This is a genomic window from Bacillus sp. NEB1478 (assembly GCF_031582965.1).
In the GTDB taxonomy this organism is placed as follows: domain Bacteria; phylum Bacillota; class Bacilli; order Bacillales; family Fictibacillaceae; genus Fictibacillus.
The window spans coordinates 3251137-3274657 of the sequence record NZ_CP134049.1; the positions used below are offsets into that span (position 1 = coordinate 3251137).

A 23521-nucleotide genomic window follows, 5' to 3' on the forward strand; every position below is an offset into this window, starting at 1 on the left:
TTTATTGATTCATGCACGAAAAGACTGGCTGATACGCAAATAATGAGCGGCGGGGATTATCCACTACCGCTCTCAGGATCAAAACTCTGAATCATTTGAAGGATTGTCTCTAGGCGGAAGTTTAATCTGAAAGGCAACACCATCATTTATGTTCACCGCAGTTACTTTTCCTCCGTGAAGCTCAGCAATTCGTTTTACAATAGCAAGTCCAAGACCGAACTGTCCTTTATTTCCTTTTCTAAACGGCTGGAAAATCTCTTCACCCTTTACCTCAGTAAGCTGTTCACCATCATTATATACCTCTATGATGAATGAGCTTCCTTTATGATAAGCAGAAAGACGAATGGTCTTTTGCGCATAGCGCAATGCATTCTGGACCAGGTTATCCATCAGGATGCTCCATTGCTCTTCATCACCATGAATCATATAGTGGCTGCCGGTAATTTCAAAGTGAATATCTTCCCGTTGATACATGAAACGCTCCACGATTTCTTCTGCTAGATTGCCGAATCTAAAATCTTCTTTCGTTATCAAATCTAGTTTCATTGCATCTAGTTTCGTATAATACAGCATATTCTGAACGCGCTTTTCCATCCGCCGCGTTTCGTTTAAGATCACGTCCATCATATCTTCGGTTGTTTCCTTAGGCATAATACCATCTTTAACAGACTGGGCATAACTTTTAATCGTCATGATCGGTGTTTTCAGCTCATGTGAAGCGTGCTGAATGAATGTTTTTTGAGCGTAATCATGTCTTAAGAGATTTTGCCTCATATCTTCAAATTGCTTCGAAAGAATATAGAACTCATCATCACCGTTCCAGTAAAAAGGCTCTTGCCAATTCCGCTTAGCAATTTGCTCAAAACGTTTACCTAAGATCGAAAGCGGTGAACGAAGATACCTGGCAAGCCAAATGGCAGGTATAATGGAAAAAATACCTGTTATGATCAAAATAATAACGAGCCTGATCCAAAGACGGTTAACCATCTGATCTCTATATGTATCCCACATATAAGAGATCAAAAATCCGCTCTGTCCCTGTTCGTTCTTAACTTTAGAAATCTCGTAAAAGAGTGTTGCATCCTCATAGTTCAGCTCGTACCTCGCTTGAACCTTTTTTTGCTTAAATGCCTTCTCTGCCATTTCATCTAATACATTATCTTCAGGGACAGCCCCTCGGAGATCTTGGTATTGATTAGAAATTATAAAATGTCCTACTGAACGGGCTGCGTTTCTTCTCGCAATAAACTCGCTCGGTGACTCCTTCTTTTTAGGTATTTCCCTTTCGTCAAAAATGAATTTCTCTTGTTCATTCTCAATGATACGGTACGTTTCTTCTGTCAGTGTGTCTTTGATCGAAAGAGGATAAATAATAGCTGTCGTAAGTCCGATCGTAAACAGCAGCAAGACAAAAGATAGCCATATTCGCTGTGTAAGATTCAGACGGATCATGATGGAATGATCCTGTAACCTGAACCGTATACCGTTTCTAGATTAAGGCGCGGCATCTTTTTTCGTACGCGGCGGATGACATCATCAACAGCACGCTCTGAACCGAAGTAATCCGTTCCCCATACCGCTTCTAATATCTCTTCCCTTTTTCTCGCTTTTCCTTTGTTTTCAATCAAATAGAGAAGGACATCCAATTCTTTTCCCGTTAAATTTATCAGTTCATCGTCACGTGTGATTTTTCTTGAAATCGGATCAAGCGTATAACCCGTGATTTCAATGATTTGAGGAATCCGGTTACCTGTTTCGTATACTCTCGTTAAAAGTTTTTTGACCCGGATCACAAGTTCTCGGGGCATAAAAGGTTTGGCCAGATAATCATCACTCCCTAGCTCAAGGCCGACGATACGATCAAGGTCTTGATCTCGAGCTGAAATGAAAATGACAGGAGTATCTGACTTTTGCTTGATTTTCTTAATAATTTCATAGCCGTCCATTCCTGGCAGCATAATGTCTAAAATCCATAGATGCGGAGGTGAAGCTTCTAGATTTAATAGTGCTTCTTCCCCATTTTGAAACAATGTGACATCCCAGCCCTCTTTTTCCATATAAGCTTTTAACACTTGAGCAAGATCTTTTTCATCTTCTACTAAATAAATGGAATATTCATTTGACATAAGCTTATCTGCACTCTCCTTTGTTACTTTTCAGCAAGTATCGAATGGCTTGGCCAATGAATAAGCGGAACAGACGGGACGATGGAATGAAGATGAGCGTGACAAGTAAAAAACAAAATCTGCCGATCATGTGCGGCATCGCCGATAAGAGACATAGTCCGCCTCGTTCTTTTCTCGTCAAAATTCACCGCAATGTCATCCATAAAAATAGGGAATCCAGCCGGTCCTGCATTCATTGCAACTGCCAGTCTGATGGCTAAATAAACTTGCTCTGCCGTTCCTCTGCTTAATTCGCCTGGAGAGAATCGGGTACCATCAGATTTGACCAGCAGCATTTCGTTTGATGAGGTAAAGATAATAGATTTGTATTCACCTTCTGTAATTTTACTGAAGTATACGCTTGAAGTCTCCAGCACTGCCGGCAGTTTCGTTTTTTGATAATGCTCTTTTACAACTTGCAGAGCATGCTGTGCTAAACGATAACCTGCCCACTTTTTAACAAGCTGATTCCACTCTTCTTTCAATAGCTCATATCTATGAAGATGCTCGGAATAGCTGCCGTCATCGAGAAGTTTTTTCATTTCCCAATCAAGTTTAGCCCTTTCTTCTGTGGCAGTTTTATAGGCATTCTTCCATTGTTCTTCTTTTCCTTCAAGAGACTTCATTAATTGAAGGGTTTCCTCATATTGACTCGTAATCTGTCCAGCCATCGACTCTATACCATTATCTGATATTCCCAGAGATCGTAGTTGATTATGTGTCATTTCCCATTCTTTAGTGGTTTCAAAGAAAGATTTTACTTCCTCTCCTTTTAAATAAAAGTCCTTTTCGCTCTTTACGCAGGATTCTTTCCACAGAAGACCAATTTGATCCTTAATATGCTCGCTCTTTTTTGACAAAGCTTCTTTACGCTGAACAAGCTCATTCTGATTCTTTTCCAAATGCTCTATTTCAGTCATTTTTTTCAGCTGTTCTTGCAAGGAATCATTTAATTCCTGAACTGCATCTTTTATGTCAGCTTTTGGTTCTATTCGAAAGTCCGATAATAATTGTACAACGGCATCCTCAAAAACTGATGATGAAGTAGCAGCGTCACTTACTTGCTGGGTAATTTTTTCTTTTTGCCTCATCAGTTCTTTCAATTTATATAAATGTTCGACATACCCGTTTACTAAAAGCTTATCTATATCTCCTGTGAATCCATGCTTATCCGCCCATGTTACCGTTTCATCATAGATACGCGCTTCCTCCAGCTCAAGAAAATCCAGCTGCTTAGCAAGCTGCAAGTACAACTTATTAGCGTGAGAGAGTTCTGCCGATAACTGAATCCATTGATTCCTGTTTACTTCGTCTTCCAAATACTTTTGATTTGATTGAAAAGTTCTCCCCGGATCTGATTTTTCATTTCTTGATAAATATAATGTAATACCTATCGCCGTGAATAATAGAAGAACACCGCAAGACAACACAAACGTATTGGGTGACGTCCAGCCAGACCAAATCAATAAAACGGCTGAAATAATAGGAAGAATTGCTGCCCATAACGGAAAAACGGTTCTTTGTTTTTGGTTCTTTTCTTGTTCATATCTTTTATACTCTTCTTCTGGTAAAAGAATTTGCTTTAGTTCGGCTTCCTCTTTTTCCAATTCTTCCAGTTTTACTCTAGAGTCTTCTAAGTCTTCTTCCAATCTTCTCTTTTTCTCTTGAACGTTTTGCATTTGCTTTAACATTTGCTCATGATCATTTAACGAAGACAATGTTAACGCCAATTGCTGCAGCTCATTCGAACGCCATGTTTCACCTATTGCTTCAGTAATTCCGAGTTCTTCATTTTCTATGTGTGAAAGAGAGCGATCAAACTCCACCAACTGCTTTTGCAAATGCTCATATTCTGGGAGTTTATTAAACAACTGTTTAATTTCTTTCTGGTTCTGAATCAATTTATCACTGATACTTAAGGCATCTTTTTCTTTTTCTATAGACAATAGACGCTCATCTATATAGCTCAGCTCTCCATTCAATCCCAATAATTGTTCTTGGCATTGCTCATATCGGTGGATTCCGTTTTCGGGAAAGAACATCTGATCAGCATCAAATGTTTTTAATTGAAGCTTTAATTGCTTATATTTTTCCAAAACAGGCTGTAGTTCAAACAAGCGTTTAAATGATCCAAGTTCCTTTTGAAACCCGCTTAATTCAACCGCTATTTGTTTCAATTCTTTTTCTAATTGTTCCTTTTTTTCATTAAGGATCTGGTAGTTTTCATTTTTTCTCCGATGTTCATGCAGCGTTTGTTCGATCGTTTTTAATTGTTCCATTTTTTCATTGATAACTGGTTTTTTACCGGCTTTTTTAAATAGTTCACCTTGCTTTTTTTCAAATGTCTGTTCAATTTCAAGAAGATCACGGTCTCCTGAAATTGCGGTGCTCATTAAAAAATTCCCCAGTTCTTCAGAAGTTAATTTATCCAGCTTTTGCAAACCATCCAGCCCAAAACAATAAGCACCTTCGAACAACGTTTGATCCATTCCATCTAACAGAACTGTTAAAAAGGCTTCTTCTTTCTGCTGCCCTGTTTCATCATAAATCGAAATATCGCCTGAAACTTTTGCACCCTCAATTCTTTCAATCGTCCATCTTCCTAAACTGGCATGTTCAACCGTTATCTTCCCGCCTAAACGATTTCCGTTTTTAGGTTCGTATCGTTTTTTTGATTGATTCCTTGATGGAAAACCGAAAAGCATACATTTCATAAAATCCATCAGCGTTGTTTTGCCAGCTTCGTTTTCGCCAAATAAAAGCTGTAAGTTTGACGGTTCAAGGTTAAGTTTGCAATCTTGCAAAACTCCAAAGTGGTAAATATGTACGGATAATACTTTCATTTCTCTCACCTGCCATTGTAGAGTTCAGATAAAATAAGCTGTTCTGCCTGTTTTCTCACCATTTCCCAATCTTCTTCTGCTAATGAAACATAGCGTCTTGCCGTCTTATGCGATGTTAGTTCGGACAGCGCCTTTTCAAGCTCTGTTTCGTCTCCTAAAACGTCCATTAAATCATGATAGAATCCTGATTGTTTAATAGTCCCTTCTCCCGTTACATATGGAACTGTTTCATTTTTAACAGAAACAACGTACACAAAAGAAGAATCTGCATTTTCTTCTCTTAATATTTCTTCAAGTTCTTCTAAAAAAGACCCATCTAAAAGCTGTTCATATAGCGGGGCTGCTCCCGTAAGCTTTAAATTTAGAAATACACCTTTGTTTGCTGCACGATAGCTTTCTTTTATAGTTTCACAATATGTGATCACTTCTTGATGACGTTCAAATTCATGCACATCAACGATTTCTTCATGCCATTCAATATCTGATGTTGCAATGAACCGGCTGTCTGTTTCGTTACCGTTCAGCGTGACGATATATCCGCCTTTTTCACCTGTCTCACCGCTATGTCTTCCTTGAATGTTTCCCGAATAACGGACAGGGGGCTCGTGATACAGATCCATTTTTTTATGTATGTGGCCAAGCGCCCAATAGTCATATCCTTTTTTCAATAGCTCAGATAATAGAAAAGGAGCGTAACGGCTATGTCCGCTATATCCGTATGCTTGTCCGTGCAAAACACCTATATGGTACAACTCATCTTTCTTTTCTGGATAAAGCGTTGTTCGATTATCTGTTATAGCTGTTGTTTCATAACTAAATCCATGAATGCAAGCTAATTTCTTTTCCTCTTTCTCATAGAAATAGGTTTCAATCGTGCTGCCGCTGAAAAAATGAACATTGCTCGGCCAATCCAGCGTGACCCACTGACCATCGAGCGGATCGTGATTTCCATGGCAAGCGTATACTTGTATTTGGTGGGATTGCAGTCTTTGAAAACAGCTCTTCAAAAAGGATTGCGCTTTCAAACTGCGCTGGCTGCTATCAAAAAGATCTCCTGCAATAATGACGAAATCTACTTTTTCAGCAATCGCAATATCAATAAGTCTTTTAAAAGATAAAAACGTACTTTCAAACAACCGTTTAAAAAACTCATCCGGCAAGGTAGATAATCCTTTAAACGGACTGTCCAAATGCAGGTCTGCACAATGTAAAAATTTAATCATTTTCACTCATCCTCTTTTTCTACCATTCTTCCCTTCATTTTATCATATATACGAAAGCACGTTCGTAAAAAACAACATCGTTTCCTCAATAAAAGACTTTAAAAAAAGGTCCGGTGGATTCTGGAATATCTAGTTTGCACCTTGTTGAATCAACACGAATAACGTCAACTCGTTGTTAAATGTAATATTACTTGGTACCCATCAACCCAAAAAAAAGAGGCTTGGCTGCCGCCAAGCTTCCCACTTTTGTTCAATTTCGTAAAGATTCCACTCCGTTTGGATGTTTTTTTCGAAAATGCCCAAGGGGTTATTATCGGTTGCTGTCTGCTGTGATTTGTCCCCTTTTACTTACTTAGATATATTCTTTTTCTCCTGTTTTGACAAAAGAACGGCTTGTTTGAAGAGTTTTAAAGAAGGTGCATTTCCATACATAAGCACTCCTCCGCGATAAACGCGTGCACCGATTATGGCAAAAAGGATAATTGCTCCTGCTAATACACCGATTCCAATGGCAACTTCCCAAACAGGAAGAGACAGCATCCCAACACGCAATAACATGAGCATTGGCGTAAACAAAGGAAAGAATGATGCTGCTGTAACAAAACCGGATTCCGGATTTTCCCGTCCATACATCGCAATCATAAAGGCTGCTACGATGAAGATCACCACAGGTGTCATAAAGTTATTCACTTCTTCTACTCTGCTAATCAATGAACCAATCATTGCGAATAAAGTAGCATATAAGAAAAAGCCTAACAGGAAGAAAATGAATGCATAGATGATTAATGAAGCCTGGATATCATTGAGCTTAAGTTCTTTGATAATACTATCACTGCCACTCAGTCTTCCATTTAATTTAACTGCCCCGAATCCAGCTGCCACAAAGATAACTAACTGTGTAAGTGCAAGAAGGACTATCCCAAAAATCTTACCAAACATCTGTTTAACCGGCGAGATGCTCGAAATTAATATTTCCATCACGCGTGAGGATTTTTCAGTAGCTACTTCGACTGCAATCATACTGCCGTACATCATAACTGACATGTACATGAAGAAAAGCACCACATACACAAGCACATAAACTTGAGCCGCTTCTTCCTCACTTTTTGCTGTTGTAGACAATGATTCCTTATCAAAAGCTACGGGCAGGTATATTGCAGCGAGTTGTTCTTGGTTCAGTCCAATCGATTCTGCAGCCATCTTCGTCTTAATTTGCTGCAAGGCCGTCTGAATATCTGTAATCAAGTCTTGTTTGGTTACATCTTCTGCTTTATATTTTGCTGATACCGTACCTGAAGCATCTTGGTCGATGATGAGCAATCCGTCTAATTTGCCATCCTGTATTCGTTTTTCGGCATCTTGTTCAGTATTCTTAAATTCCTGCAATTTAAATTCATCATCATATTGTTTTACTTGAGATTTTAGAGGTTCATAAACATTCCCAGCATGATCAATCACAGCAACTGTGGATACATCATCACCACTAAACACCTTCACGATCTCGTTCATGTTGCTCACAACAAACATTAAGGCGATCGTAATAATTGTAGAGATTAAAAATGGTTTAGATTTAATTTTCGAACGGTACGTATGCATCATGACGGTAATAAATTTACTCATGTACAACACCTACCTTTTCAATGAAAATATCATTTAACGAAGGTTCCTCAAGTTCAAATTTTCTAACAAAGCCTTTGGATTGAATCGCTTGAAACAAATTTCCCGCAACTTCTTCACGCTCGATTTGCAATGTAATTCCATCAGCCGTCAAACGATGCTTTATAACTCCCGGCACCGCACTTAAGTAACTGAGATCAAAATCCGCACGGATGGAAACATTTTTCTTTCCAAACGATCGTTTAATGTCTCTTAACTTGCCTTGTTCAACAGATTTACCTTTATGCATAATACATAAATGCTCACACAGTTCTTCTACATGCTCCATTCTGTGGCTGGAAAATACAATTGTGGTACCTTGTTTCTTCAGCTCCAGCACGGCGCTTTTTAAAAGTTCAACGTTAACTGGATCCAATCCACTGAAAGGCTCATCTAAAATCAGCAGTTCTGGTTTATGCAAAACAGCTGCGATGAACTGAATTTTTTGCTGATTTCCTTTTGATAATGATTCAACTTTTTTGTTCAAGTATTCTTCCGCATTAAATCGTTTCAGCCAATTTAACGTTTGTTCTTGTATAAAAGAGCGGTTCATTCCCCTCAACTGCCCTAAATAAATGAGTTGTTCTCTCACTGTTAGTTTGGGATACAATCCTCTTTCCTCAGGTAAATATCCAACCAGATTGCTCGTTTCATATGTAATCTCTTTGTCTTTCCATGCGATATCCCCTTGAGACGGTGTTAATAATCCAAGTATCATTCGAAATGTTGTCGTTTTACCGGCGCCATTTGCACCTAATAATCCAAAGATATCACCAGTTGGAATATTTAAATTCAAATCATTAACTGCCGTAAAGGATCCAAATCTTTTTTTAACATTATTTATTGTTAACATTGATTCCCCTCCCGCTGTAAAATATACCATATTATTCCTATATACGCGCCGTTTTTATAGAAGTTTCACAATAATTCTGTTCTTTTGCAGGAGTTAATCCACCAAACGTTGAAGAAACTTTGTACAGACGAAAGGAGTTTAGACGATCATGAATACATACGCACTGACTGCTTACGAAAAGAACGGTGAAAAAATATTGGATGAGGTCATTACAGCCTCAAACGATTCAGAAGCAAAACAGCAAGGAGAGGCCCGTCTAGCAGAATTGAACTTTCAAGAAAAAACACATCGGCTGACTTCACCAAAAGGGCAACTGCTTCTTTTCCATCGCTAATGAAACCTATGGAAACGAGGGAAAAAACAATGAGTGAAGTGATCATTCGAGAAGCTAGATACGAAGACAGTTATGAACTTTCATACTTAATGGGGGAACTCGGATATCCAACTGTTCCTGAGGAAATGACTGAACGATTAGAAACCCTTCTCCCAAATCAAGATTATGCATGTTTTGTTTCCTGTATTAACGATCAAGTCATCGGAATGATCGGTTTAACAAAAGGGATTTATTTCGAAAAAAATGGATGCTATGCGAGAATTTCCGCTCTCGTAGTAAGTGAGGAATTCCGTGGAAACGGAATCGGCAAACAACTTGTTCGCTATGGAGAAGAATGGGCCAAAGAACAAGGTTGTACCGCTATTTTGCTTAACAGCGGAAAACACCGCACAGATACACACGAATTTTACCGAAGCCTAGATTACGATGATACAGGACTGCGTTTTATAAAAGTGATGCTTTAAAACAAGACCACCGAGAAGACAATGCACCTGCGAATACTCGGTGCAACTCGAAGTTTTCGTGCAAGTTTTGCTCGTCACTGACGAAGAGATTCGAAGCTCATCAATTAACATCGAATTTGTAGATTCAGAAGCAAAAAGGTCGAGGAAATGAAGGTTTCGAGGCGCGGAGTGATAAGCAAAGCTCGCAAGGACACTACAAATTGCGACGAGTAATCGCAGGAGCATAGTTCTCCTACATGAGCACCGAGAAGACAAAACTGACGAAGAGATTCGCTGCTCATCAATTAACAAACAAAAGAACCGGATGCTGGATCAAGCACCCGGTTCTTTTTTATTTTCCGATCAATTGTGACCCCGTAAAAGCAAGATGTTTATTTTAGGTTTACCCACACGCTCTTCACTTCAGTGTAGTTGTTTAATGCATAAGAGCCCATCTCACGGCCGATACCAGATTGCTTGTATCCGCCAAATGGTGATGCAGCGTCAAACGCATTGTAGCAGTTAACCCAAACTGTACCTGCACGAAGTTTGTTAGATACATAGTGAGCTGTCTTTAAGTTTTCAGTCCATAGACCTGCCGCAAGACCATACTCCGAATCATTTGCACGAGCAATTACATCGTCAAGATCATCAAATGGCATTGCAGCTACAACTGGTCCAAAAATTTCTTCTTTTGCGATTGTCATCTTATCATCAACATCAGCAAAGATGGTAGGTTCTACGAAATATCCTTTATCAAAAGGAACGGATCCTCCAGATAGAAGTTCTGCACCTTCGTCTTTACCTTTTTGGATATAGCTAAGAACACGATTATGCTGCTCTTGTGATACAAGCGGCCCCATATTCGTTTCAGGATCTAATCCAGGACCTTGTTTGATCTTTTTAGCATGAGACACGAGGTCTGCTACTACATTATCAAACGATTTTTTCTGGATATATAGACGGGATCCAGCACAGCAAACTTGTCCTTGGTTGAACATGATTCCGCTTAATGCACCAGGAACGGCACGGCTCATGTCAGCGTCAGGAAGAATGATATTCGGAGATTTTCCACCAAGCTCAAGCGTAACACGCTTTAATGAATTTGAAGCGTTGCGCATGATCAGCTTACCGACTTCAGTCGAACCCGTAAATGCGATTTTATCCACATTTGGATGATCCACTAAAGCTGCTCCTGTATCACCAGCACCCGTTACAACGTTTAACACACCTTCAGGGAATCCTGCTTCATGTGCTAGTTGCGCTAAATAAAGTGCAGATAGAGGAGTTTGCTCTGCAGGCTTTAATACTACTGTACATCCAGTAGCAAGTGCTGCTCCAAGCTTCCATGCTGCCATTAAAAGCGGGAAGTTCCAAGGAATAATTTGTCCAACTACACCAAGAGCTTCATGACGAGTATAGTTGAAGAAACTTCCTGCAACTGGAATTGTTTGTCCAACAATTTTAGTTGACCATCCTGCATAATAACGGAAATGTTCGATTGCTAACGGAACGTCAGCATTCGTTGTTTCTCCGATCGGCTTTCCGTTATCAAGAGTATCCAATTGTGCGAGTTCTTCTTTATTTTGCTCCATTAAATCAGCTAATTTGTAGATTAAATAACTGCGTTTAGACGCAGGCATTTTTGACCAATATCCGGTATCGAATGCTTGTCTAGCAGCTTTAACTGCCTTATCGATATCCTCTTTTCCACCTTCAGATACAACCGCAAGTACTTCTCCAGTTGCAGGGTTTACTGTTTCAAATGTTTTTCCGCTTGCTGAACTGACCCATTCTCCATTGATAAAATGTTTTTTTGTCCCATTAAGGAACTCGGCCACCTTTGGTTTTAATTGTAGGTCTAATGTTTTTTCCATTTGAATCCTCCCTTTACAAAGTGAATCTTACATAAATATTATTCGCCACGATTCATGAAAACCCTTTCATATTCTACATTTGTAATATAATTGAAACTTTTTTGACAAATTCACACAAAATGATGTCGGAAACTTAGGAAATCCGTTCTCTTTGATGATTTATTTGCGCGCACATTTCTCGTATCGCGCGCATAAATTCCGTATGGCGCACTTATTCCCCTGTTTAAAAACTCCATTTAAAAAGAAAAATACTCTTCCCGGACTTGATCGTCCAAGAAGAGCACTTATACTTTATAAAAGCACTATCTTTTAAGTGTTTGGAAACGCATTTGCTTTCGGAATACTTCTTTTACCATGTAAGGAACACCGAGCTGGTCGTTCGTTCGTGTAATCCATTTTGCTTTTCGTTTTACCTCTTCTGGCGCATTCGCCATGGCTACACCAAGACCCGCAAATTCAATCATTTCCAAATCATTATAAGAATCCCCGATCGCTACCATTTCACTCGGTGCAATTCCTAATTTTTCACCGAGGAATCGAAGTGCATTCCCTTTTGTTACTTTTTTCGCAGTGATTTCTAAGTTACATTTCGTAGATGCCGAGTATTCAAAATCAGGCATTTGTTCTTTTAAATATTTTTGGGCAGACTCACATTCTTTTTCATCAAAAAATTGCACATCAATTTTTGGCGGAGAAATTTCTTGTGATAATACATGGTCTCCAAGATTCTCCGTAAAAGAAACAGGATAAAATAGCGGATCACCCGTACTTAACGTTAATTTCGCAACAAGCTGGCTTTTTTGTTTTAGCTGATTTCCAACTGAAAATCTTTCATGAACTACGCGCATATGACACTCATAGTTTTCTAAAACATCTACAATCCTGTACGTATCTTCTACAGATAATCTGTTTTCGTATATTGGTTCATCAAGTGATGATGCCATAAAACCGCCATTATGACTGATAAGATAATTATTGATTTTTAATGCCTTGGCGATTTTCTGTGTGGATGGAAAGCTCCTTCCTGAAGCAAGTGTTACATACACACCCTTTTTCTGTACATAATCAATGGCTTCTCTCGTTTCCCTGTCGATACGGAAATTGCTTCGCAGTAGGGTTCCGTCGATGTCAATCGCCAGTAATCGGTATACCATGATGCTCCCCCCTTTTAATGCGAAAAAGTATAAAGACTCGAAATAAGTCTATGAGCATCAAACATGCTTTAGAACGCTGACAAGCCTACAACTTATGGGAAAAGCAAAAAAAGCACAAACAAAAAAAGCCCCTGTTTACAAAGAAACAGAGACTTTTAAAATCATTTATTGTTGAGGTTCATTTTCTTCTACCATTGGACCATAAAGCTCTTCTAAAGGTTTAGTAATGATTTTATTGATTTCGTTGATGATCATACTCATACGCTGTTCTGCAGCCATCAATTGAGAGATCGTTTGATTTTGCTGAACTTCTGCGAATAAGTTTTGAGCTTCTTCAACTTCTTCTTGAGTCACTTCTTGACCAGCCATTTGTTTTTGTTGAAGAGCGACTTGAATGTCACGGAATTTATCGAAAAGCACTTTCGTTTCCGGGCTATTATTCACTTCATCATAGTTTTTTTTCAAAGCTTGAAAGTCATCACTATTTCTTAATGCTTTTTCTAGATCGTAAGCAACATCATATACATTTGCCATTGTTATAAAACCTCCCATGAATTAAACTACGGTACCCACTATAACAGACTCTACAAAAATAGTACAAGGATACCTTGGAACAGGCCAATTATTCCGCCTAAAAGGGCTCCAAGCCATGTGATCATCTTCAGCTCACTATTGGCAATCGAGATAATAATTTCTTCTAAACGCTCGAGTGAAAAAGTCTCTACTTGCTCTTCAACAATTTTTGCGAGATGCATTTTTTCAAGCAATACATCCAGGCGTTCAACAAAAATGTTCATGCCTGCTGATACAGCTTTAGGTGTTAAATCATTCACAACCCAGTTTTCGATCGCATCTGCCCACGTACTTAACGGTGTATTTAAATATTCTTCAATCGGCAGCTGAAGCGTGATTTCTTTGGCCAGCCCTGCTGTTAAATTTGGAACATTCATCAGACTGATTGCCTCGTCCATCCTTTTTTCCATGAACACTTTATACTCTTGTTCCAATACATTGATAAGCGTGTCTCGTGTATTTTCGTGGCGCAGGAATTTAAGTAGCTCGGGCTGTACTTTTTCAGCAAGACTAACATTCCCGAAAAACATCGATACCATGTTAACCAGCATGCCTTTGTCCATTAAAAAGGCATCGATACCAGTAGTTAAAGCTTTCTTGCCCTCCGTACTCTCCAGATAGATGATCCCTTTTGTAATTAACCAATCTGCTGCTTCTGGAATCTTTTTTTCCCCAGCAAGAACAAATTTTTCTGGCAAAACATCTTTAATTCCTTTTTCATTGTTTGCATCCAACAGTTTTTTCATTCGGCTTTCGATCCATTTTTCAGTTGTCGTTTGAATCTGTCCTTGAACATCATCAATACCGAAATCTTTTTTCAGCAGATCATTAATTGTGATCTCACTTTGTAAAAAAAGCTGAACTTCGCTTTGAACCCACATCAATATCTCTTCACGAAAAGCAGAATCATTGATTTTCCCTTGTACACCCTCAGCTGTCAGAAGATGTTTGGTTACGGTTTCCCCCAACTGAACGGCGAGCTGATGCCGGCGTTTCGGAATAAGTCCAGGTGTAAAAGGCACTTTGAATTTTCCTATATATAACGTATTAAACGGTCGAAACAGCATTTTGATTGCAATTAAGTTAGTCAGTCCGCCAATGAAAGCTCCTACTACGACCATAATCGTTAATGAAAGCCATATATTCATCTATTTTCTCTCCATTACTTCATATTCTATTTTTCTAGTATACGTTATTTAGAAAGTGGCTAGCAATTTCGTACCGTTAAATCGATATCTTCTTAACGTTAGGAATAAGATCCACATAGAAGAACCGATCTTCACCTGTATACATATCTTTGGCCATTCTATGTTCACCTAATTTGTAATGAACAGGGAATGAAAAGGATGGGCCACCAAAGACAAATGTATGAAACTCTCCGTTCTCTCCGCATATGTCATGTTCCTTTGGATAGTCTTCAATGAAGGACTGATCCATCACTCTGCCTACGAAAGACTGATCGATCTTGTGAGTATCCACACAACATAAAACTGTCTTGAACCCTTCAGTCAGAAACTCATCTATTAACGCTGAAGAATCAACTTTCCATAAAGGAAAAACAGGTGTCAAACCGGTACCTTCAAGCATCTTTTCTCTATACTTTTTAACATCCTGCAGAAAAATATCTCCAAACATAATATGTGTGATGTCATCTTCTCTTATTTTATTTACCGCTGCTTCCATTCTTCGCTGATATGTTTCATTTGAACAATCTTGCGGAATCCACACCCTTCTTAAAGGAATGCCAAGAGATTCTGCTTGCCATTCTAAAAGCTCATTACGGACACCATGCATAGTCGTCCGATCATAGTTCTCCGTCAAGGTTGTTAATAAAGAATCGATTTCCCATTCTCCGGATTTCTGAATTCTATGTAAAGCTAACATCGAGTCTTTTCCACCACTGAATGAAACAACAATCTTTTTCTTCATAAGCCCCTCCGATTCACCTTCACTTATTACCAGTATAATGGGGGGACTGACCCCAAACAATTTATTTCCCTCACCGTTTTTGTTCTTCTCTCTTACTAACTTGCTCATTTTTATACCTGCAGGAGTACTGATTTCAGTATAATCTCTTTATCATGCTCGATTATTCCTCAACACCTGCATTCACTAGAAATACACAAATAAATAGGGATAAAACAAAGCTCGCATTCTGCGAGCTTTGTTTTATCCCCTCTATCCCCTTGCCTTATATGACTATTTCAATGGCGGCAATTCAAAAGAATATCCTTCTGCTTTTAGTTCGGAAATTAAATCATCCAAAATAGCCGCAGTCTGCCTAAGCTCATGCAGCAAAATGACTGATCCATCTTTTACATGATTGATAACGTTATGAATAATGTGATCAGGATGATCTTTATGCTCCCAATCAAGACCTGCTACTTCCCACAAAAATGGAACGAGATCCAGCGATTTCAAAACTTGGATTGTATCTTCATTAAACTGGCCGAATGGCGGTCTAAAATACATCATAGGCTGGCCCGTCAATTGACTGATTTGCATCTTATTTTTATTAATATCTTGAAACTGTTGATCCATACTTAGCTTCGTCAAATCCCGATGTCTTAATGAATGACCGCCAATCATATGGCCATCGTTAATTACTCGTTTCCATGGCCGCTCTTTATAAAGCAAACGGGACTGCCAAAAAAACAGTGCATTAACATTATGTTTTTTTAAAATATCTAATATATCACTTAAAACAGAAGAAGGTCCATCGTCAAATGTCAGGATGATAGACTTTGATGAGTGCTCTTGATTCCAATCTTTTCTGTTCGTCCAAATATCACTATTTTGCCAGTCGTACACGACCGTACCCGTTGTTACTCACGGACACTTTTTCATAGACCACGCCTCTTTTCATTTCATTCATTTAGTATCTTCCATATTTATTGCTATAATAATAACAAGCTTTCCCTGGAAAGGACACGAAACAGATGCTTAACAAATTAAAGAAACATTATAAAGACTCTATAACAACGAACCTAGTTCATCAAACTGATTATGTTTGGTTTATTACTCATGCAGGTGAACCGTTTGGCATTAGACGTTCTACTTTATCTGATTCTGAGCTAAAACTATTATCTTCCATGTTTGAAAACTATAAAGTAGAAACATCCATCACATACTCAACTGCACAGCAAAAGTGGAAAGATCTTATTTCTGGACGAACAATAAATGAAACCATTGAATTTTATCGGTATATCCACTTTTTCAGCAAGCAGCCTGTCTCCGATTATTTTGCTTTTTCAGAAGCAGTTAACGGACTATTCCCTGATGAGACTGTCCTTTTATTAAATGAAGATCAATTAAGCGGCGTGATCATTGAAACATCAAAACAAGATGTGAACGATACCCCTTATGAAGCATTAAAGGATATGCTGTCTACGGATTTCTACATCGACTTAAACATTTATTTAGGTTCCTATAATAATGAGCAGACTAATGCAAAACAAACTTATGAGCGTGAACGTGCACAATTTTTGCTGATTAAAAACAATCTGCCGCCTAAGTCCATATACACGACAGCTGATGCCATTCCGTTATTGCTGCTTCAAGATTCCAGTTCCCAATTGCTAGAAACATTACAAAGTTCTCTCGCAGAATGGATGAATGAAGACAAAGAAACACTAAGCAGCATCAAGGTGTTCGTTGAATGCAATATGAATATCTCACTTGCAGCCAAAAAATTATACATTCATCGAAATAGCCTTCAATATCGGGTAGATAAATTTTTTGATAAAACCGGAATCGATGTTAAGCAATTTAAAAATGCTTTAACTGTTTATATGGCGATTCTCTCACTGGAACAAAATAAGGACCAATAACAGTCTTTTTGTGCAACATGCATAAAGAGACTGTTTTATTTTAGTCATGTCGTCCATTTACGCAGCGCATGTGAACCCGTAAACTTAAAACATCAAGAAAACGTTTACATTACGGAAGGGGATTATAAAATGGCAGGCATTAAGTTAAACAACATCGTAAAACGATATGACAACAAAGTAACAGCAGTTCATGATTTTAACCTTGATATTTCGGACAAAGAATTCATCGTGTTTGTTGGTCCATCCGGCTGTGGTAAGTCAACTACACTTCGTATGATCGCAGGACTAGAAGAAATTTCTGAAGGAGAGCTTGTAATCGACGAGCGTGTCGTAAATGATGTTGCACCAAAGGACCGTGACATCGCAATGGTTTTCCAAAACTATGCCCTATATCCGCATATGAACGTTTATGACAACATGGCGTTTGGACTAAAGCTTCGTAAATTCAGCAAAGATGAGATCGACAAACGCGTAAAAGAAGCAGCGCGAATCTTAGGTCTCGAGCAATACTTAGATCGTAAGCCAAAAGCTTTATCAGGCGGACAGCGTCAGCGTGTTGCACTAGGACGTGCTATCGTTCGTGATGCAAAAGTGTTCTTGATGGATGAGCCTTTATCCAACCTGGATGCAAAACTTCGTGTACAAATGCGTGCTGAAATTACTAAACTTCATCAGCGTCTGCAAACAACGACGATCTACGTAACACATGACCAAACAGAAGCAATGACAATGGCTACACGTATTGTTGTTATGAAAGATGGACGCATCCAGCAAGTAGGTTCACCGAAAGAAGTTTATGACACACCTGAAAATATCTTCGTAGGCGGATTTATCGGAAGTCCGGCAATGAACTTCCTTAACGGTACGCTTGGAGATGGATTCTTTAAAATCGGTGATACTCAAATCGCGATTCCAGAAGGAAAAATGAAAGTGCTGCGTGACAAAGGCTATGCTAACAAAGACATCGTTCTTGGAATTCGTCCAGAAGACATTCACGATGAGCCTGTATTCCTTGAGTCTTCTGCTAATACAAGAATCGAAGCAAAAATTGATGTAGCAGAATTGATGGGAGCTGAAACGTTCCTTTACTCAACTGTAAGCGGACAAGATTTTATCGCGCGTGTTGACTCGCGCACAGATATCCGCAACGGCCAAAGCATCTCCCTTGCATTTGATATGAATAAAGCACACTTCTTCGATAAAGAAACTGAAATTCGCATACGTTAAAGAAAACTTAATTGACGCTAGGTTCAGTCAACCTTAGTTGCACCTATACTTTAGACCTAAACTTGTCACTGCGTAGATGAACATCATGTTAGCAAGTAATAATTTCTTAAAGTGTAATTAAACCTAGGACGAAAGTCCCTGATTAATTTTCAGGGGCTTTTTTCTATGCAGTCAGGCACAATTTCTCATTTTAATTTTTTCTGTTATTTTTCTCTATATCGGGGAAAATGTTTAATGATTGACTTAATGCACCAACCTTAATACAATAAAACAGATAAAATTTGTCGGATTAAATCCGATAAGGAGGAAGTTTATTTGAAACACACAATTAAATCACTTATCGCACTTGCCTTAACTGCTGTACTTTTATCAGCTTGCGGTACATCAAATCAGTCTAAAAACACGGGTAGTGATAAAGATAAAAACGTTTTAACGATTGGTACTGAAGCTACATACCCACCATTTTCTTACCGTGATAAAAAAACTAACGACATTACAGGATACGATGTTGAAGTAGCAAAAGAAGTAGCAAAACGACTAGATATGAAACCAAAGTTCGTTGCTACAGAGTGGAAGAACATGTTTACTTCCTTGGACTCTAAGCGTTTTGACGTTGTTGCAAACCAAGTAACCGTAACAGACGAAAGAAAACAAAAATATGAATTTTCAACACCTTATACCGTTTCCGGTGGACAAATAATCGTCAACAAAGACAATAAAGACATAAAAGGAATTGACGACATCAAGGGGAAAACGGTTGGTACGACACAAGGAAGCAACTATGCAAAAGTAGCTGAAGAAGCTGGAGCAAAAACAAAGTACTACAAAGGCATCGCTCAAGTACTATCAGACTTAGACGTTAACCGTGTTGATGCGGCAATGAACGACCAGCTGTTTATTTTAACTGAATTGAAGAAAACAGATTATAACGTGAAGGCGGTTGGTGAGCCTTTCAATAAAAATAAAATGGCATTTACATTCCGAAAAGATGATAAAGAATTAGTCAAGAAAGTAAACAAGGCTCTTGAAGATATGAAGAAAGATGGCACTTTAGCAAAAATCTCTAAAAAATATTTTGGAGAAGACGTAAGTGAATAAGCTTGCTGATATCTTGATCAACTCCCTCCCCTATTTGCTGGAGGGAGCTGTTTTTACTATCGTCATTAGTCTTGTTTCCATTTTGGGAGCTCTTATTTTTGGATTAGTCATCGCTTTATGCCGTATGTCTTCTATTAAATTTTTATCAGGTATCGCAAAGTGGTATATATCATTTTTTAGGGGAACGCCATTATTAATTCAATTGCTTATTTTATACAACGGATTTACTTTTTTATATGTACCTGAAGGATGGCAGGCTGCACTCGCTGGATTAATTTTGCATTTCAGTGCTTATATCGCGGAGTCTTACCGGGGAGCTATTCAGTCGATAGAAAAAGGACAATGGGAAGCTGCTTATTCACTCGGAATGAACCGGTTCACCACTTATAAAGAAGTTATCTTGCCGCAAGCCTGGAGAGTTTCAATTCCATCAGTATGGAATTCATTAATTGATATTGTTAAAGCATCCTCAATGGCATCTGTGATCACAGTACCTGAGCTAACATTAATGGCTGATCAGATCAGCGCATCACAATTGATTGTGCTCCCGGTATTACTTGAAGCCGCAGTCATATATTGGATCTTAACATCATTATTGGATTGGTTACGAATCATCATGGAAAAACGTATAAGATTAAGCCAATAAACTTCACGTCCTAATTTGCAGGATGTGAAGTTTTTTTACCATTCACCAATAAATAACATCACCTCTTGATGGCAGGAATCGCAATAAAAAATATGAGGACATTGGCTTTCCTTAAAATCTTGATTGTAACCATCTTCTAATTTAAGCTCATCCACTTCCATATAAGCACTATAATCATCAAAGAAATCACTGATCTTCCCTTGATCTGTTACAGAGCGGCCGCATTCCGGGCAGCGGACATTGATCGTATGAAAGTTATTACATACTGGACACATGCCCATGATTGTTTCCCTCCTTCTAAAAAAGGAGTGGATTATTCCACCCCTTTTACAGCCATGTTTATAGAGTTTAGCGAGATCCGCCTAATTGTTGTTGTGCCATTGCTACTAAACGTTTCGTCATTTCCCCGCCGACAGATCCGTTTGCACGTGCAGTTGTGTCTGGTCCAAGTGTTACACCGAACTCAGATGCGATTTCATATTTCATTTGATCGATAGCCTGCTGTGCACCAGGTACCGCTAATTTATTACGTCTTGCCATTGTGTTTCACCTCCTTGTACATATTGTGTATACTTCATAAAACCTGTATGCGTATAGATACCTGGCAATTTATAGAGTACTTTCCACACAATTTTACGCTGTTAAAAAATTGTACGAATGGTTTATACTGATTTATAGTAAAGATAGATAATTGAATGGCATAAAAGTTGGTGAAATGATGTCGAATGACTATGCAGTAAATATGTTCAGAAAAACTATTCCCTTATTTCAAGCTCTCGGTGACCCCGTCAGACAGGATCTTGTTTTGGTATTAGCTGAAACAGAAAAAATGAATGTTACTGATATCGCAAATGCTTCTCCTATGTCTCGTCCGACAGTTTCTCACCATTTGAAAATTTTAAGAGAAGCTGGAATCGTTGGAACAGAAAAAAAAGGGAAAGAAATCTTTTACTTTTTAACGCTCGACCAAACCGTATTACAGCTTAAACAATTGATTAACATTATTGAAGATGAATGTATTCTTTAGATGAGAAAAGCGATTCAGCTTTAAAGCTGAATCGCTTTTATTTTTGTCTAAACTTTTTATAAGCTGATCGAACAAGTGAGACCATTTCTTTTTTATTCGAATAATAAGCCTGTATAAGAAATTTAACTTTATCGTATTTATTTTTGTAAGGAAACCAGTTGATTTCATTTTGCTTAAAACCCGGATCCTTCATAACAGACATTTGTCTGCTGAATGTAACTAATCCTTCATCACCATGATAATTTCCGATTCCGCTATTCTTTACACCACCAAAAGGCAGATGAGGATTTACAACGGTTATCATTACATCATTAATAACAGCGTTACCTGTTATTAACTTAGATACAGTTCGATTAGCACGATCGTTATCTTTCGTCCAAACACTGGCGTTTAATCCAAAGTTAGTGCTGTTTGCCATTTGAATCGCTTCTTCTTCCCTTTCAAAAGCGATGACCGGCATAACAGGACCGAATGTTTCCTCTTTTAAAATTTTCATCTTATCTGTTAAATTTGTTAAGATCATTGGCTCCAGATACATACTGTCTTCCCATTTATCTGGATGTTTCCCAGTAAGTAAGAGCGCTCCTTTTTCTAATGCATCTAAAATATGATCTCTAATCACTTCTTTTTGGCCAGCAAACGTCAATGAGCCTATATCTTCACCCATCTTTAACTTTTTCGTTTCCTCTACGAGCCGGTCAATAAATTCTCCATAAATCGCGTGCTGAACATATACTCTCTCAATCGACATACACACTTGGCCTGCATTTGTGAAAGCCCCCCACACCGCGCCATTCACGGCTCTTTTTAAGGGTGCATCCTCAAAAACAATCATCGGATCTTTTCCACCAAGCTCCAAGGTGCATGGTATTAAACGCCTGCTCGCTTCAACACCAATTTTCCTTCCTGTCTCAACTGATCCTGTAAAGAAAATATGATTAGGTGTTCCTGCTGCTAATGCTTGCCCCAGCTCTTTCCCGCCATGTGCAACTTGAAGAACATTTTTAGGGAGATTAATTTCTCTCGCTATCTTTTCGATCAAAAGTCCAATTGTTGGTGTCACTTCCGAAGGTTTTAAAATTACCGAATTTCCAGCAATTATTGCTGAAATGACAGGTGTCATCGAAAGCTGAAACGGAAAATTCCAAGGAGATATGATTAAAACGGTACCTAAAGGAAAATAATCCACGTAAGAAGACTTTCCTACAAAAAGCAATGGTGTCGGTACTTTCTTTCTTCTCAATACTTTTGGTGCGCGTTTTTCATAATGCTGTAAGATATCAATTACAGGCATAATGTCAGAAGTTAAAGCTTCCGTTTTTACTTTTCCAGTCGCAGAGCAAATTTCATCAACGATTTCATCCAAATTCGCAAGTAAATAATGCTTCATTTTGGTAATATAAGCCAGGCGCGTTTCCAAGTTTCGTGAAGACCAAAACGCAAAAGCTGATTTTGCCTTCTCATATATTTCGGGAACTTGCTTTACATCTGTTTCTAGCCATTGGTCTATCGTTTCTCCCGTAGCTGGATGTTTTGCAATCAATACGTTTTTCATCAATTGCGCACCTCCTTTATATAGTCTTTACATTTCTTACATCATACCTTTTTTTATTTAGATTGTTTATTAATTTTTATAAATATGATAATATGTCGATATACTTAAACATATGAACACAACTGAAAGGATGTACCTTATGAATAATAAAACTGTATTAATAACTGGTGCTTCAAGCGGAATTGGATTAGAATTTGCAAAACTCTTTGCTAAAGACCATTACCATATTGTTCTTAATGCAAGAAACGAAGCAGTTCTGCAAGAAATAGCTGATGAATTAAGAGCTAAGCATGGCATCCAGGCAACTGTACTCGCAAAAGATTTGAGTTTACCGAATAGTGCTGAAGAATTAACAGCAGAGCTTATGGCAAAAAATATTCAGATCGATGTTCTAATTAACAATGCAGGCTTTGCAGCATATGGCTCTTTTGAAGAAACATCGTGGAAAGAAGAAAAAGATATGCTGCAAGTAAATATCATGGCCTTAACTACATTAACAAAACAGCTTCTCCCAGCCATGATTAAACGAAACAGCGGGAAAATATTGAACGTAGCTTCTACAGCAGCTTTTCAGCCTGGTCCATTAATGGCTGTTTACTATGCAACAAAAGCCTATGTTCTCTCATTCTCGGAAGCAATCAGTTACGAATTAAGAAATACAAATGTCACCGTAACCGCTTTATGTCCCGGAGCAACATCAACGAATTTTGAAAAGCGAGCTAGCCTTGAACAGTCACGTCTTTTTCAATCGGGTGCTATGGGTGCAAATGAAGTAGCACTTACCGGCTATAAAGCACTTATGAATGAAAAGCATATTTCTATTCCAGGCTTTAAAAATAAGGCTTTAGCCCAGCTTGTTCGATTCCTTCCCCGCAAGGCTGTATTAAACATCGTCCATTATGTACAAGATAAAAAATAAGGCTGTTCCTAAGAGATTATTGCCTAAAATAAAAATAAAAATGAGCTGATATCCTTTATGATTCAGCTCATTTTCTTATATGAATTTAAGATTGATTC

At 38.4% G+C, this 23521-nt stretch carries 23 protein-coding genes; 8 read left to right on the forward strand and 15 right to left on the reverse strand.

What is annotated here, in order from left to right:
* Positions 1 to 78: 78 nt before the first annotated feature.
* The 6 genes from RGB74_RS16385 to RGB74_RS16410 form a co-directional block, all read right to left on the reverse strand.
* A complete protein-coding gene (locus RGB74_RS16385) occupies positions 79 to 1452 on the reverse strand; it encodes a sensor histidine kinase (protein ID WP_310760357.1) in 1374 nt (457 codons plus the stop codon).
* On the reverse strand, positions 1449 to 2126 hold the full coding sequence (locus RGB74_RS16390) for a response regulator transcription factor (protein ID WP_310760358.1): 678 nt from the start codon (positions 2124 to 2126) through the stop codon (positions 1449 to 1451). Before RGB74_RS16390 ends, RGB74_RS16385 begins: the two co-directional genes overlap by 4 nt.
* A gap of 23 nt (positions 2127 to 2149) precedes the next feature.
* Positions 2150 to 5008 carry an ATP-binding protein gene (locus RGB74_RS16395; protein WP_310760359.1) on the reverse strand — a complete coding sequence of 953 codons (2859 nt, stop codon included), beginning with the start codon at positions 5006 to 5008 and terminating at the stop codon, positions 2150 to 2152.
* A gap of 5 nt (positions 5009 to 5013) precedes the next feature.
* The gene (locus RGB74_RS16400; RefSeq protein WP_310760360.1) at positions 5014 to 6231 is read right to left on the reverse strand and encodes a metallophosphoesterase family protein; all 1218 of its coding nucleotides are present in this window, start codon (positions 6229 to 6231) and stop codon (positions 5014 to 5016) included.
* Between the two features lie 348 nt (positions 6232 to 6579).
* A complete protein-coding gene (locus tag RGB74_RS16405) occupies positions 6580 to 7851 on the reverse strand; it encodes an ABC transporter permease (protein ID WP_310760361.1) in 1272 nt (423 codons plus the stop codon).
* Entirely contained in the window at positions 7844 to 8740 is an 897-nt protein-coding gene (locus RGB74_RS16410; protein ID WP_310760362.1) for an ABC transporter ATP-binding protein, read from the reverse strand. Before RGB74_RS16410 ends, RGB74_RS16405 begins: the two co-directional genes overlap by 8 nt.
* A 148-nt stretch (positions 8741 to 8888) precedes the next feature.
* Between RGB74_RS16410 and RGB74_RS16415 the strand changes: the two genes are divergently transcribed.
* Both RGB74_RS16415 and RGB74_RS16420 read left to right on the forward strand, forming a co-directional pair.
* Complete coding sequence (locus tag RGB74_RS16415) at positions 8889 to 9074, forward strand: YhzD family protein (protein ID WP_310760363.1); 186 nt, start codon at positions 8889 to 8891, stop codon at positions 9072 to 9074.
* A 29-nt stretch (positions 9075 to 9103) separates the two neighbouring features.
* On the forward strand, positions 9104 to 9538 hold the full coding sequence (locus tag RGB74_RS16420; protein ID WP_310760364.1) for a GNAT family N-acetyltransferase: 435 nt from the start codon (positions 9104 to 9106) through the stop codon (positions 9536 to 9538).
* Between the two features lie 371 nt (positions 9539 to 9909).
* Here the strand turns inward: RGB74_RS16420 and RGB74_RS16425 are convergent, their stop codons facing one another.
* From RGB74_RS16425 to RGB74_RS16450, 6 genes are all read right to left on the reverse strand, one after another.
* A complete protein-coding gene (locus RGB74_RS16425) occupies positions 9910 to 11394 on the reverse strand; it encodes an aldehyde dehydrogenase family protein (protein ID WP_310760365.1) in 1485 nt (494 codons plus the stop codon).
* Positions 11395 to 11696: 302 nt separating this feature from the next.
* Complete coding sequence (locus RGB74_RS16430) at positions 11697 to 12548, reverse strand: Cof-type HAD-IIB family hydrolase (RefSeq protein ID WP_310760366.1); 852 nt, start codon at positions 12546 to 12548, stop codon at positions 11697 to 11699.
* 165 nt (positions 12549 to 12713) lie between these two features.
* Entirely contained in the window at positions 12714 to 13082 is a 369-nt protein-coding gene (locus RGB74_RS16435) for a YlbF/YmcA family competence regulator (RefSeq protein WP_310760367.1), read from the reverse strand.
* A gap of 50 nt (positions 13083 to 13132) precedes the next feature.
* On the reverse strand, positions 13133 to 14269 hold the full coding sequence (locus RGB74_RS16440; RefSeq protein ID WP_310760368.1) for a DUF445 domain-containing protein: 1137 nt from the start codon (positions 14267 to 14269) through the stop codon (positions 13133 to 13135).
* Between the two features lie 76 nt (positions 14270 to 14345).
* Entirely contained in the window at positions 14346 to 15050 is a 705-nt protein-coding gene (locus RGB74_RS16445; RefSeq protein WP_310760369.1) for a Dph6-related ATP pyrophosphatase, read from the reverse strand.
* 270 nt (positions 15051 to 15320) lie between these two features.
* Entirely contained in the window at positions 15321 to 15932 is a 612-nt protein-coding gene (locus RGB74_RS16450) for a polysaccharide deacetylase family protein (protein ID WP_310760370.1), read from the reverse strand.
* Between the two features lie 128 nt (positions 15933 to 16060).
* Here RGB74_RS16450 and RGB74_RS16455 point away from each other — a divergent pair, with 128 nt between their 5' ends.
* The 4 genes from RGB74_RS16455 (at position 16061) to RGB74_RS16470 (ending at position 19922) form a co-directional block, all read left to right on the forward strand.
* Positions 16061 to 16951 carry a PucR family transcriptional regulator gene (locus RGB74_RS16455; RefSeq protein WP_310760371.1) on the forward strand — a complete coding sequence of 297 codons (891 nt, stop codon included), beginning with the start codon at positions 16061 to 16063 and terminating at the stop codon, positions 16949 to 16951.
* Positions 16952 to 17080: 129 nt separating this feature from the next.
* Positions 17081 to 18178 (forward strand): ABC transporter ATP-binding protein, encoded by a 1098-nt coding sequence (locus RGB74_RS16460; protein ID WP_310760372.1) that lies wholly within the window; start codon positions 17081 to 17083, stop codon positions 18176 to 18178.
* Positions 18179 to 18493: 315 nt separating this feature from the next.
* On the forward strand, positions 18494 to 19276 hold the full coding sequence (locus RGB74_RS16465) for a transporter substrate-binding domain-containing protein (protein WP_310760373.1): 783 nt from the start codon (positions 18494 to 18496) through the stop codon (positions 19274 to 19276).
* On the forward strand, positions 19269 to 19922 hold the full coding sequence (locus RGB74_RS16470) for an amino acid ABC transporter permease (protein WP_310760374.1): 654 nt from the start codon (positions 19269 to 19271) through the stop codon (positions 19920 to 19922). Before RGB74_RS16465 ends, RGB74_RS16470 begins: the two co-directional genes overlap by 8 nt.
* Before the next feature lie 35 nt (positions 19923 to 19957).
* Here RGB74_RS16470 and RGB74_RS16475 read toward each other — a convergent pair whose 3' ends face one another.
* Complete coding sequence (locus RGB74_RS16475; protein ID WP_310760375.1) at positions 19958 to 20203, reverse strand: hypothetical protein; 246 nt, start codon at positions 20201 to 20203, stop codon at positions 19958 to 19960.
* A 67-nt stretch (positions 20204 to 20270) separates the two neighbouring features.
* Positions 20271 to 20462 (reverse strand): alpha/beta-type small acid-soluble spore protein, encoded by a 192-nt coding sequence (locus RGB74_RS16480; protein WP_310255488.1) that lies wholly within the window; start codon positions 20460 to 20462, stop codon positions 20271 to 20273.
* A gap of 151 nt (positions 20463 to 20613) precedes the next feature.
* Here RGB74_RS16480 and RGB74_RS16485 point away from each other — a divergent pair, with 151 nt between their 5' ends.
* The gene (locus tag RGB74_RS16485) at positions 20614 to 20949 is read left to right on the forward strand and encodes an ArsR/SmtB family transcription factor (RefSeq protein WP_310760376.1); all 336 of its coding nucleotides are present in this window, start codon (positions 20614 to 20616) and stop codon (positions 20947 to 20949) included.
* A gap of 37 nt (positions 20950 to 20986) precedes the next feature.
* Here RGB74_RS16485 and RGB74_RS16490 read toward each other — a convergent pair whose 3' ends face one another.
* Positions 20987 to 22504, reverse strand: coding sequence for an aldehyde dehydrogenase family protein (locus RGB74_RS16490; protein ID WP_310760377.1), 1518 nt, complete (start codon positions 22502 to 22504; stop codon positions 20987 to 20989).
* Between the two features lie 139 nt (positions 22505 to 22643).
* On the opposite strand from RGB74_RS16490, the gene RGB74_RS16495 reads away from it, so the two are divergent.
* On the forward strand, positions 22644 to 23423 hold the full coding sequence (locus RGB74_RS16495; RefSeq protein ID WP_310760378.1) for an SDR family NAD(P)-dependent oxidoreductase: 780 nt from the start codon (positions 22644 to 22646) through the stop codon (positions 23421 to 23423).
* Positions 23424 to 23521 lie beyond the last annotated feature (98 nt).